This window comes from Candidatus Mesenet endosymbiont of Agriotes lineatus (genome assembly GCF_964019585.1).
GTDB lineage: Bacteria > Pseudomonadota > Alphaproteobacteria > Rickettsiales > Anaplasmataceae > Mesenet.
Genome location: NZ_OZ026454.1, coordinates 552,346 through 563,963, shown reverse-complemented (window position 1 = coordinate 563,963; position 11,618 = coordinate 552,346). Strand labels below are relative to the sequence as shown.

Sequence of the window (11,618 nt, the reverse complement as noted above, 5' to 3'; positions counted from 1 at the left end):
TTTTTTTAAATTTTTAATAAATCTCTATCAGTTTTACTCACATTTCATCAAAACGGCCAAAATAATTTGGTTTTGCAAAGCATTTTAAGCGTTTACTCAAATTATTAGCTTTAGCTGGTTGTAATTGATATTCCTCCATTTCATTAGGAAAGTGTGACAAGCCATCATCTGTTCTTATACCACTTTCGGGAATCAGCCTATTACATTTTTGGTTATCTGTTACATCATTCTTTACATCACATTTTAAGCGACTACGAATCTGCTCTAAAAAGTAACTATCTATTTTCTCATCACTCTCATTCTTATATTGAACATTTTCTTTAGTAGAATTCTCAAATATTGCTTCAATAAGATACTTTTCTATTTCCGATACACTTGTATCTTCATTATTTGGCTTAATTGTGAATTCTTTAATATTAGACAATGTTTTTTTGAATCCATCTTCTAGTACATCTGGCATAACTATATTTTTTATTTAAACGCATTATATGAATAATAGCATAACTCTGATAAAATTAAGATTATTTTAAAAGGAATAGTTGATGCTTTCTTCTAAAACACACACACAACAGGAGCATGATCTGAAGCATTATCTTTACCACGTAGTTTGTTATTTATATAGCACTTCTCTAACCTATCTGTGGCTTCTGGTGATAATAAAATGTGGTCTATTCTCATACCCTTATTCTTCTGCCATGAGCCTTCTCGGTAATCCCACCAGCTAAACTCTTTACTTTCTGGATTTGTTATTCTAAATGCATCACAGTAGCCTGAATGAAGTATAGCAAAAAGCTTTCCTCGCTCATCTATATGAAAACCTATCTTATCTTCATTGGCATAATCGTCATGCACATCTATCTTATTTGGTGCAACATTATAATCGCCACCTACTAAGGTTATTTCTTCCTTTTTAAACAAGTCATGTAAACGCTGATATAATAAGTCAAGAAAATGTAACTTATACTTAAATATTTCAGAATCAATGCTTTGGCCATTTGGTACATATACACTCGCAACCCTTAGATTAAAACCATTACATTCAATCAAACACTCCAAATAACGTGCTTCTTCATTATCAACAATACTTGTGTTTAAACTATCCTCAACTACTGGATATTTTGATAATATCGCAACACCATTCCTAGCTTTTTCTCCATGCACTATACACTTATAACCCAAGTGCTCTATTTGTTCATAAGGAAACTGCTCATTTGTACATTTTATCTCTTGTAGCATTATAATATCAATTTCATCTTCAGTAATAAAGCTACAGAGTTGATCGATCCGTTTGCGTATAGAGTTAACGTTCCAAGTGGCAATTTTTAGCATAAATTTAATACAGTTATATCACTATCTATAGTAACCCTTTTTCTTTAAAACTAAAATATCTTTTAGGGGTTACTATTATATGATCCAAAAACTCGATCTGCATACAATGACACGCTAAAGAAAGTTTTTTTGTAATATCTATATCATTCTCTGAAGGTCTTACATTGCCGCTTAAGTGGTTATGACTTACTACAATTGATGTTGCTCTTAAAGATAATGCCCTCTTTATAACATTTCTAATGTAGAGTGGTGCCTGATCTACTGTTCCATATTTTTGTAGCTCATCAGCAATTATGCGATATTTTTTATTTAAGTATATTACACGAAAATTCATCCTGTCATACATACCCACACTAACTTTTAAGTAATCTATTAATTTTTTCCAATTACTAACAATGGGCAATGTCTCTATCTCTTCCTGTAATATCCGTTTTAAAATTTCTTTCACGCATAATATAGAAGTTACTACTGCATCATTTACACCTTTTACGCTCTTTAAATCATAAATGTTGGCACTAAAGATCTTAGTAATACTACCTAGCTTACCCATTAACCTATATACGATTTCTCTAACATTTGGTTGTGCCCTATACAATATAAGCTCCATGATTTCACTATTTTTCATCACTTGCTATAAAAAACTTTGAATGTAAATATTGCTGCCTTTTATCCTGAGCTCTACTTTGAATAATGTTTACATTACTGTTCATTTCTTCTCTATATTTAATCATTAAGATATTAACATCTATTAAGAATAAATAAATTAATTTATGCTAATATCATATAATCTCAACAATAATCTACAATGCACACTTTCCTAGGTAAGAAGATTAAAAAGTATCTAAAATATCGGTGTTTAAATAGTGAGGATAAGACTCTTTTTGCCATATATGATATCCCTCAAGGAATGCTCATAGATTATGATTTAGAACAAGTATTGCTTGATCATTTTCAGTTGTCTTACATATACTCAATGACTAGTTCTCTTTTATTATATAAGACGTAAGATCGACAATAAACTGATAGATAATAAGTGTTTAAATTACGAAAATAATAATTTTAAAAATATCATATGCTTACTTGTTTTATCTAATGATGTAGAAGAAAATCTGCGTATGCAACTCATTCATTTTAATCAAGATCAACTAACTGGGGCATTTCAAAGTAATGGCTTTATCCAAAGAAGTGAACCATTCGAAGTTTTCAAAGACTATTATTATAATTGTGTGCATTCTACCGAGTATTTAGCTAATCCAAAATTAACACTAATTATCCCTTATTTTCTTTGCCAACTAGTTGAAGAGGAGAATCTCAGTAATGAAGACATTGATCGCTATATTAGTTTTAAAAACGAGTTCTTCAAACAGAAGGAACGTACCTCTGATAATAAAGAATATGCCTTAAAATTTTTAAGTGATAGTTTAGATAATCGAGAATTGAGAGATGAAATTTTACAAATTAAAAACTTTGACTATAAATACTGACGGTTTAATCCAACTGATTATTAGTTTGGCAAAACAAAGAATTCTAAAATATAGTTGATCTTATAAATCTCCTTTGTTATAATTCCTACAGTAGGCCATTTTCATAGAAGCTAAAGTGATTTTTTGCTGTAATGATGATATGATCCACAACCTCTATGCCGATACTATGGCAGGCTATAGAAATCTGTTTTGTCATCTCTATGTCATTTTGTGAGGGCTCAACACTGCCGCTTGGATGGTTGTGCGATATAATTATAGAAGTCGCTCCTACTAGTAATGCCCTTTTTATAACTTCTCTTGTATACAGTGGTGTTTGATCTATTGTTCCAGTATCTTGGATATATTCATCAATTAAACGATGTCTTTTATTTAAATAAATCACTCGAAAGTTTTCTTTACTTATCTGACCTATTGTTAGCTTAAGGTATTCAATTAACTTTTCTATGTTGTTTATTATTGGTAGTTTTTTTAGATCTTCTCTTAATGTTCTCTCTAAAGTTTCCTTTATGCAAAAAATTATTGCTATTGCTGAGCTGTTCACCCCAGAGACACTTTTTAGCTCATGAAAATCTGCATTCACTACTCTCCCCACGTTATTGAACAAACCTATTAATTTTTCTGCAACAGCTCTACTTCTTGTTTTACGATAAGTGGAGTATAAAATTAACTCAAGTATTTCGTGATCAAACAATGACCTACCCCTGCTAGATAATATACGTGCTTCAAGTCTTTTTCTTCTTCTTTTTCCATTTTTGCTTCCATTACCATTATTATTCATAAAACTCTTAAGTAGCATATAAATTTTAGATCTGATATCTACAGTGGTGGTCATCTATCCATCTATTTCTACTTAAGTCAACTTATATTTATCTTATTTTCTTGATGTTTTTTATTTATAAGATATTCATTAAAGTACAGAAGATGTTAATGTTTAGATTTACAGAATAAATTGCAATCACTACTGTTCGTAAAAAATCTTCTCTTGTTCATGCCACAATATTGGCATATTTCTTATACCGGAAAGATTAGGAAATAAGTTTGTTGAGCCATTTAAAATATCTTCTTTGATTTTAGGTGAAAGAAAGTTCAATTTCAGTACACGTTGTGGATATTTTGATCCTGGTCTTTCTTGCGAATAGAGCTCCTTTATAGTTCCATATTTACCACAAGTTAATTGTCTTTGCCACATATGTGCTCTTACTAGCGCTTTAAGCAAGGTGTAATTTATACTTTTTTCTTCTTTAAATTCAGGGGATAGTATTACTGTTTGGTTGCTACTTTTATTAAATTTTAGTGATGTAAATAAAAATATTTCTTCATTTGCCATACCATCATTTGATCCTTCTTCAATATTCCCAGCAAGCCTTATAAGTTCTGTAGGATTAATGCAGATTCTCGCTCCATCTTCACTTACTCTTATAGCCTTAACTAGCTTGCGAATAATCTTTTCTTGCTCTCTTGGAAAGAAATTATCCCAAGACCTGTCTATTCTTTGTAATTGAGAGATTTTTTTATCATCTAAAATTTGTAAATTAGCTTCTCTTATTGGATTTTTAAGTAATAAGCGAATTTGCATAACAACAGCTCTTTCTATTTCTCCTGCAGCTATGCTACTACTACTTAATAAGCAACCCTTACCTCTTATATAACTGTTGCAAACATAATAACAATACCTTTTATTTTTCTTCTTGGTATACGTAGCCTTCATCACTGACTTACAACTATCACAGCTAATTAAACCTTTAAGTAGAGCTCTATACTCTTCCTTAGGCTTTATATCTTTACGCTTAACAAAAACCTCTTGTGCTTTATTCCATAGCTCCTCATTAATTATTGCCTGATGTTGTCCGGTTTCCTTTATGAGTAATATAGCCAATGTAAGTAGTATTAGTTAGAATGCCTCTTACTGTAGCAATTTTAAACGGTTTTTCTGCTTTAGTCTTATACCCTTGGTTATTTAATTCTCTGGCAACTGCAGCTGCTGACTTTAAACCTATAAATCGATTGAAGATATATCTTACTACCTCTGTCTCCTCTTTATTAACAACAAGCTTACGATCTTCTACATCGTAACCAATGGGTGCTTTTCCTCCCATCCATATACCTTTTTGTTTTGAGGCAGCAAACTTATCTCTAATTCTTTCTCCTGTAAGTTCTCTTTCATATTGAGCAAAGCTTAGGACTATATTGAGCATCAACCTTCCCATTGAATTTGCAGTATTGAAAGACTGTGTTACTGAAACAAATGTTACTTTATGCTTATCAAACAAATCTACTATCTTAGCAAAATCAAGTAACGATCTTGAAAGCCTATCTATTTTATAGACTACAACACAATCAATCTTAGAATTCTCTATATCTTTAAAGAGTTCTTGCAAAGCTGGTCTTTCTAAAGTGCCGCCAGAATAACCACCATCATCGTACTTTTTATCTACTAAAATCCACCCCTCATGCTGCTGACTTTGAATATAACTTTCTCCGGCTAAACGTTGGGCATCTAAACTATTGAATGCTTACTCCAGTCCTTCTTCACATGACTTTCTGGTATAGATTGCACATTTTATCTCTTGAATAACTTTTTTAAGCATTTTTCCTTGTAGGTGATTTTTTACGCATCCCGAAAAATAAAGGGCCATTGTAGCTATTGCCAGTAATTTTTCCTGCTATTTTAGACAATGATTTATACTGCTGTCCCTTATAAGTAAATCCTGTGTCAGTCACTATTACTTCATGTTTTACCCCTCGATACTGACGAATAAGTCTTGTCCCTGATATGGGCTGATCTGACATCTTACTATTTACTTTCTTCCCTTGCTCCATTTGATCAGCTAAGTAGTCTAGCTTTTTCTCAGCTTTATCTGATAATCTGCCATAGGCCATCTCTTGCAATCTATAAGCTATTCTTGGTATTAAATATCTCTTTGAATATGGTGGTGAGTCAGTATTAAAAAGTCTCCTCCACATCTCTCTCAGTTCTACTAATGTTTTACTCTCTAAAGACATCACTTCTTTAATTACAGATGTATCCATTTTTCTCCTTAAAAATTAGTTTCTTCAGCGACAGAGAATTTTCTAATGTTTACTGCTATACTTCACAGTAGTCCTTAAGCTAAATTAGAAGTCAAGTTGCTTGTAGTAATAATAAAATATTATATATTGTAATGTTCATATATATACTTAATATCTGCATATTATTGGCCTAACATCAGACCATGGCCTATTTAAATGTTTATGTTGATGCCAAGTTACCACCCCAAGGTAAAATACTGCAATATAACTCTCTAATTCACGAATTGACTCTGCTTGTTTTGAGTCTAAATCACTCTTAAGATAAACATGATATTCTGCTAAGTTATATCTCTTAAGTCTCTGATCATGAGGATAACTTGCTTCATAGTGATAGCTAACACTGAATCTTTCTAAAATTGGCTTATACTTTAAATACCATACTTGTTCTGAAAGTTTATCATTTCCCAAAGAAAATCTATCACCTACCTCTTCATAGTAACATAGAGGGAAACAAGCATTTATATCTTCCAAGTTCCAACTATCTGACAACACTATTTGTGTTTTAGCAAATTTAATCTGTGGCAATAAAGTTTGTGGTAATGGGTATAAAGCTTGAAAGTTATGCCACTGGTGCTGGCGCCTACAGACACTATGATAATTCTTAGTGTGTGGCTCTGTTTCTCCAAGTATTGCTACATCCAAACGATATAAATCATTGCTAAAAACCTGCTGATAATGATCACGTAAACAGTCATCTATAATCTCAACAAATAGACTTTCGGATCTAAAGTAATTAATCCTACCAAATGACAGCACTGGACCATCTTTTGTAATCTTTATCCCAGAATAATCAGAAAGAAGATCTCCCCATAAGCTTGCATCCAATATAAATCTTTGAGCATTATAGTGATCATTGTACACCCTCATCAGTCTTGATCTTACTGGTAATGCCAGTTTAGTTAAAGCGATCACTGTATCAATAAAGAAATTATTAGGTACATCTTTAATACCTATTTGTAATTCAAAGAAATGCTTTCCTGGTGGCTCTTCTTCAATGGTGATGGTATCAATATTTGCCCATTTTAATGCCATTTTAAGTGATGCTGGTGTTCCTCTTAAACGTTGAAATTCTATTCCTTCCTTAATTGCTTTTCTTTTATCAGCTACCCAGTAAAGAATCTCTTCCAGGCCATACTCATCAACCAGCCACGGTAGTATTTCTTCTTTAAAGCTAAACTTAAATCCTCTAATGCAACTCACGTCTAAAGGATAATTGATTGCTTCTACTATCGCTTTTTCTGTCGTCAATGAATTAGGAGGTAATAGAGTAGCTTTCATTTGAATTTGCATTATCTTGGAATAGATTTTATATATTATTTCTAATTGGGTAGAACATGAGTAAAAAAGAGATAATAGATGGACTTCTTAAGCAAAAAGAATTCCTTGGTATTAGAACTGAAAAACATGCTGAAGACATAGTGGGTGCCATCCTTAATATTTTAAAAGAAAAATTAGAACATCTAGATTACGGCAAATCATTTAGGTTACATACCATTGGTAGTTTCTACGCAATAAAATGTAAAGAGAGAAAGTACCGTAATGCTTATAATGGTAAAGTCGCTATTCTTCCTTCTCATAGACGTATACGCTTTAGGGATTATAAACCTTCTCAATCTTAAAACTGCCTAAAATAGCGCTTTCATTGCCTTTGATTATAATATCTTCTTTTGGCTCTATAAGTTCTATATTCTCTACCCCTTCTGTAAAAAGATGGGCAATAATCCATGATCTGGTTACATTCCAACCCAACCTTTTAGTGAATTCAAACTTTTGTATAAATTGCTTTTTTATGTTTTCAATAGTATCTGATAAAACATTAATTTTTGCATAGATATCAACTGGAATGATATTACAGCCTACTACTGTCACTGTATCAGTTAACACTCTTACATCATCTTGAGTTACTTGTTCTTTGACAATGCTTAGCAGTTCCTTAGAAGGTATCCCTTCCGTAGATAATATAGCAATCTCTACACTACCAGGAATAAGTGAACTAACTAAAGCATCTTTAACTCTAATGTCAGCTGACAAGGCGTGATAACGATAATGCTCTTTACCTCCTGCAGCCCCCCAACCAACAATCTTAGCTTTAATTCTTTTTCTTAAACGTTCATCATCCTCTGTACCTTTACGCTCAACTCCATAAAACTCAGCCAAATGTTCAAGATCCGTATCTGTGGCAAAAGCTAGTAAATTAGCACAAGCTGCCTCATTAATTCTCTGTCTTAGCAAAAGCTCTCTCCAAGCAGCAATTTCTAAAATCTTTATCGCTGGATCACTTTCAACTAATGCAGAAAAGTTAGGATCTTTTTTTACTAATTCCGCCTTCATCCGTGATAAGATCTCCTCAAAATTTAGTGGTTCAATTACATTTGGTGCTTTTCCCATCTTTTCCACTACAAACTGATGTTATCAAAAGAAACATTCTTCCCTTCTGGCAGGTACTTTCCTTCAAGTGATAAAGTAACCTTACCTTCACTCACTTCTGTAATTTTAACTCTATCAAGTTTAAATCTTCTTTCCCATTTGGCTAAAGCATCAGCAACTGCTGTATAGATCTCCAAGTTTCGATTTGTAGGTCCATCTATAAGTGCAAATAGTCTAGAGCCATAATCTCTTCTCATAACTCTACTGCCAATTGGTGTGGTTAGAATATCAACTATCGATTGCTTTAAATGCTCTAACCCTTCTAATACCTTACCATTACTGACACTCATTCCCCTCATGTTTTACCAGAAAAGACATTACCACTACCATTTGCTATTTTAAAACCACAAGAGACTAAATCTCCAACTCTGGCTATACCAAAACCATTTGCAAAAACAGTAGCTGATCCTTGAATTAGTGTTTTGTTTTCTGTAAAACTATCCCCCAGACGACAAACGGGTTTACCATTAACAAATACATTATCACTTCCCCCAGTGCAGATATGTTGTGATGTTTCTGCACAATAATCTCCTAAACGGACAACTGATTTACCCATTTTCCCTCTAATTTAGATCAACTCTTTTGGCATTTAATTTAATACCATCCTTAGTCATCTCCAGACTTGATTCCCCAACTGTCAAGGTAAGTTTATCCACCACAGAAACTTCAAGATGATGATCATCTTTATTATATGACAACTTTGTTCCATCTTGAAACAACAAGCTACTGATCATTTTATCATTCTCTACTGCTGGATACTTTTGCTGATAAATACTACCAAGTACAATTCCAAGAGATAACTCTCCTGAGGGTGAAAGTATTACCACTTGTTCATCAATACTTGGTGGCAGCCAACTCCTCTCTTCTCCAGCTCTGAAAGTTATCCATGGTAGCCATCCAGTTAAAATCTCATCTACTTTGACCACAACTCTTGCTTGTGAGTAATCTACTTCTTTTATAACTCCAATACGGATGATATTAGCTAGTTTCCTCTGCAGTTGCGAGATGGCAAAATTATGCTCCAGCACTTATACCTCCTATACTTATGGAATGTGATTCAATATCACTATCTACCCAGATTGAATGCCCCACATGCGCTTCATGCACCCATTCAACTAACCAGACAAGATAAGCATCTAATTCCGGTTTAAATCCATCTCCTTCTGCTGATATAAACTCAGCGGGTGAAATATTCTCCATATTCCAAGTATTCTTATTTACAACTCTTGCAACTTCAGCTGCCAATGATCTTACAACGAGAAAAGCATTATCTATACTACTATCAATTACCGCTCTTGCTTCAAACCTAGCTCTAAGGGCAAGCTCTTCCGTACCTGGATCTTTTCCTGGCTCCAAACTTGTAAGCTCAACAAATACTGCTGGAGCTAATATCTCTTTACGTACTACTGGGTAATTCTCACAAGTTTGTACTGCTGGTATTTCACTTTTGACAAATTTTATCGTGCAGCTCAGTCCATTATACCTTTTGCAAAATAAAATTAAGTTCGTGCTGAAAGTACTTTTCAAATACCTTCTCTACTTCATTATTCACTAATCCCTTAATGATCCTTGATGCTTCTGGCTCTAGTGGTAATCTTGTATTGGTAGTGCTGTTTTGCCTTTACGCTTAAAGACACTAGTATAACCTCTGGGCATAGTAGCAACAAATGCACTGTGAAACATATATTTCCCTACCGTCGCTCCAGTTTTTGTCTGTCTCATACTCCCAAGTTTTGCTGCTTTGATTCCATAAAGACTGGCTCTGACTAATGCCTTTAAAGAGTTTCTATTGGCTTTAATAACCTGTAGCCTATTTCTAATTAGCTTTAATTTTATTTGTTTCTCCGTACTTATTTCCCTACTAGCTTGAGCTTTTACCCAAAGCGCCGTTTTATTTAGTGCCCTAACTACTGCTAATTCTACTTTATCTTTTTTAGCATCAATGGTTTGAATAACCTTATTAATGTTATTGCTAACTTCTATACTAAACATTTGAGTTGTCTGTTTTCATACACTCTATTCTCCACAGCATTCCCGAGTTGTCCTTAAGTGGTGGTAAGTAGATCTTATACTTTTGCTCATTGATAACAAAAACATCTCCTACTGCAGGCTGCAATACATCAAATACACTTACCTCAAGTATTAGCATCTCACCAATGAACTTTCCCTCACCAACCTCATAAAGTTTGTCTGGTTGTTGTTTTAATATTGCTACTGGATATGACTTGTTCTTTGACTTATATAATGCCTGTTGTCCTAGATATAAGAAACAATCTGTAAATAATCTCTGAACATTTTTAAACATATTAAGCAGTGATCTTTACTAATATTGATGGTCTGTGACACATAGGAAGAGGATTAGACTGAGTATGCAGATCAGTTCCCCGATCAAATCTTCTTGGTTGTTGTTTTGCATAAAGTGGTTGTCCTAAAGTATTTACGGTTTCATTAAAGTCTGCTGGAGCAAAATAAGTAGTAAATGTATTTGCTGTTCCCAGAGGAAAACAATGTCCGGTATCTTTTTCAATAAACCTTCTCACATTGCCATCGGGATCTGTTGCTTGTCCTCGATATTCTTCAAAGGCAATGCCACAGAAAGTAAACCCTGATCTCATATCATTGCGAAGTGCTGCTCCTTCTTGCCATCTTTCATAGGCTTCTTTTACTTTTTGATGTGCAGTTAAAGCATCAAAAAACTCAGGACTAACCAGTGCATGAACCTCAGTCATATACTCACCACTTAAGTTATCTTCAATATGGCGCAATACTTCCATACACTTACGTTTTACATCTGTGGTTGCAGTGCTAAGAGCAAAGTTTACTACTTTTGGGGTAATCTCAAATTCTGTATATAAGTTGAGTAATTCAGAACCATCAGCATCAAGAATAATGCCCTTTAAAGCTCCCATACGTAGATGCTCTATAGTGATTGCATGTTTATTTCTCATTGATTGCAAATGATCTGTGATAACGTCAGCTAAAGCTTTAAGTTCATTTTCTGAGCCAAATGCACGTATTCCTTGAACTTCTTCTGGTAATACCACATCATCGTGAGGAATATGAGGGATAGTAAAGGTTCTTACTTTTCTTTTTCCGCGTTTTCCTACAGTTGCTGATGCTCCTGGTAGTTGGGTTGGTAGTAAGCTGAGTACTCCGTTTTGCTCTTCTATTGTAATATGACGGAATCTCACTGCCTTACTTGGAAATAACTTTAAGTTTTCAGTACGACCATAATTGATTGGCAAAATATTTATTGCTCCTGTGAGCGCCGTCATACTAAATGCTGGATTTGAGAATGGATTTTGCATA

Annotated in this window: 17 protein-coding genes and 2 pseudogenes; 2 read left to right on the top strand and 17 right to left on the bottom strand. The window is 33.6% G+C overall.

Going from position 1 to position 11,618, the window contains the following annotated elements:
- Positions 1-37 precede the first annotated feature (37 nt).
- The 3 genes from AACL19_RS02730 to AACL19_RS02720 all read right to left on the bottom strand — a co-directional run bounded on the left by AACL19_RS02730 (position 38) and on the right by AACL19_RS02720 (position 1,954).
- Positions 38-460 carry a hypothetical protein gene (locus AACL19_RS02730; RefSeq protein ID WP_339045262.1) on the bottom strand — a complete coding sequence of 141 codons (423 nt, stop codon included), beginning with the start codon at positions 458-460 and terminating at the stop codon, positions 38-40.
- A gap of 92 nt (positions 461-552) precedes the next feature.
- On the bottom strand, positions 553-1,329 hold the full coding sequence (xth, locus tag AACL19_RS02725; RefSeq protein WP_339045263.1) for an exodeoxyribonuclease III: 777 nt from the start codon (positions 1,327-1,329) through the stop codon (positions 553-555).
- 25 nt (positions 1,330-1,354) lie between these two features.
- Positions 1,355-1,954 carry a RadC family protein gene (locus tag AACL19_RS02720; protein ID WP_339045264.1) on the bottom strand — a complete coding sequence of 200 codons (600 nt, stop codon included), beginning with the start codon at positions 1,952-1,954 and terminating at the stop codon, positions 1,355-1,357.
- A 490-nt stretch (positions 1,955-2,444) separates the two neighbouring features.
- On the opposite strand from AACL19_RS02720, the gene AACL19_RS02715 reads away from it, so the two are divergent.
- A complete protein-coding gene (locus tag AACL19_RS02715; RefSeq protein ID WP_339045265.1) occupies positions 2,445-2,813 on the top strand; it encodes a hypothetical protein in 369 nt (122 codons plus the stop codon).
- Positions 2,814-2,898: 85 nt separating this feature from the next.
- Here AACL19_RS02715 and radC read toward each other — a convergent pair whose 3' ends face one another.
- The 6 genes and pseudogenes from radC to AACL19_RS02685 all read right to left on the bottom strand — a co-directional run bounded on the left by radC (position 2,899) and on the right by AACL19_RS02685 (position 7,160).
- Positions 2,899-3,591 (bottom strand): RadC family protein, encoded by a 693-nt coding sequence (radC, locus tag AACL19_RS02710; RefSeq protein WP_339046444.1) that lies wholly within the window; start codon positions 3,589-3,591, stop codon positions 2,899-2,901.
- Between the two features lie 180 nt (positions 3,592-3,771).
- Positions 3,772-4,689: a zinc ribbon domain-containing protein gene (locus AACL19_RS02705; protein WP_339045267.1), complete on the bottom strand. Its 918-nt coding sequence runs from the start codon at positions 4,687-4,689 to the stop codon at positions 3,772-3,774.
- Positions 4,640-4,909, bottom strand: a complete 270-nt coding sequence (locus tag AACL19_RS02700; RefSeq protein WP_339046658.1) for a recombinase family protein — start codon at positions 4,907-4,909, stop codon at positions 4,640-4,642. The genes AACL19_RS02705 and AACL19_RS02700 overlap by 50 nt, the downstream gene beginning before the upstream one ends.
- A 15-nt stretch (positions 4,910-4,924) precedes the next feature.
- A pseudogene (locus AACL19_RS02695) lies at positions 4,925-5,305 on the bottom strand (recombinase family protein); the annotation flags it as partial.
- 88 nt (positions 5,306-5,393) lie between these two features.
- Positions 5,394-5,843, bottom strand: coding sequence for a DUF2924 domain-containing protein (locus AACL19_RS02690; protein ID WP_339045269.1), 450 nt, complete (start codon positions 5,841-5,843; stop codon positions 5,394-5,396).
- Between the two features lie 147 nt (positions 5,844-5,990).
- Positions 5,991-7,160, bottom strand: coding sequence for a phage tail protein (locus AACL19_RS02685; protein ID WP_339045270.1), 1,170 nt, complete (start codon positions 7,158-7,160; stop codon positions 5,991-5,993).
- A gap of 56 nt (positions 7,161-7,216) precedes the next feature.
- On the opposite strand from AACL19_RS02685, the gene AACL19_RS02680 reads away from it, so the two are divergent.
- The gene (locus AACL19_RS02680) at positions 7,217-7,501 is read left to right on the top strand and encodes an HU family DNA-binding protein (protein WP_339045271.1); all 285 of its coding nucleotides are present in this window, start codon (positions 7,217-7,219) and stop codon (positions 7,499-7,501) included.
- Here AACL19_RS02680 and AACL19_RS02675 read toward each other — a convergent pair.
- The 8 genes and pseudogenes from AACL19_RS02675 to AACL19_RS02640 form a co-directional block, all read right to left on the bottom strand.
- Entirely contained in the window at positions 7,473-8,270 is a 798-nt protein-coding gene (locus tag AACL19_RS02675; RefSeq protein WP_339045272.1) for a baseplate J/gp47 family protein, read from the bottom strand. The two genes, AACL19_RS02680 and AACL19_RS02675, sit on opposite strands and share 29 nt — an antisense overlap.
- A gap of 8 nt (positions 8,271-8,278) precedes the next feature.
- Positions 8,279-8,608 carry a GPW/gp25 family protein gene (locus AACL19_RS02670; RefSeq protein ID WP_339045273.1) on the bottom strand — a complete coding sequence of 110 codons (330 nt, stop codon included), beginning with the start codon at positions 8,606-8,608 and terminating at the stop codon, positions 8,279-8,281.
- Complete coding sequence (locus AACL19_RS02665; protein WP_339045274.1) at positions 8,605-8,865, bottom strand: PAAR domain-containing protein; 261 nt, start codon at positions 8,863-8,865, stop codon at positions 8,605-8,607. Before AACL19_RS02665 ends, AACL19_RS02670 begins: the two co-directional genes overlap by 4 nt.
- 7 nt (positions 8,866-8,872) lie before the next feature.
- A complete protein-coding gene (locus AACL19_RS02660) occupies positions 8,873-9,337 on the bottom strand; it encodes a phage baseplate assembly protein V (protein ID WP_339045275.1) in 465 nt (154 codons plus the stop codon).
- Positions 9,324-9,782: a hypothetical protein gene (locus tag AACL19_RS02655; protein ID WP_410519876.1), complete on the bottom strand. Its 459-nt coding sequence runs from the start codon at positions 9,780-9,782 to the stop codon at positions 9,324-9,326. Before AACL19_RS02655 ends, AACL19_RS02660 begins: the two co-directional genes overlap by 14 nt.
- 4 nt (positions 9,783-9,786) lie before the next feature.
- A pseudogene (locus tag AACL19_RS02650) lies at positions 9,787-10,301 on the bottom strand (phage tail protein).
- On the bottom strand, positions 10,294-10,614 hold the full coding sequence (locus AACL19_RS02645; RefSeq protein WP_339045278.1) for a hypothetical protein: 321 nt from the start codon (positions 10,612-10,614) through the stop codon (positions 10,294-10,296). The pseudogene AACL19_RS02650 and the gene AACL19_RS02645 overlap by 8 nt, the downstream one beginning before the upstream one ends.
- Position 10,615: 1 nt before the next feature.
- Entirely contained in the window at positions 10,616-11,617 is a 1,002-nt protein-coding gene (locus tag AACL19_RS02640) for a major capsid protein (RefSeq protein WP_339046442.1), read from the bottom strand.
- Position 11,618 lies beyond the last annotated feature (1 nt).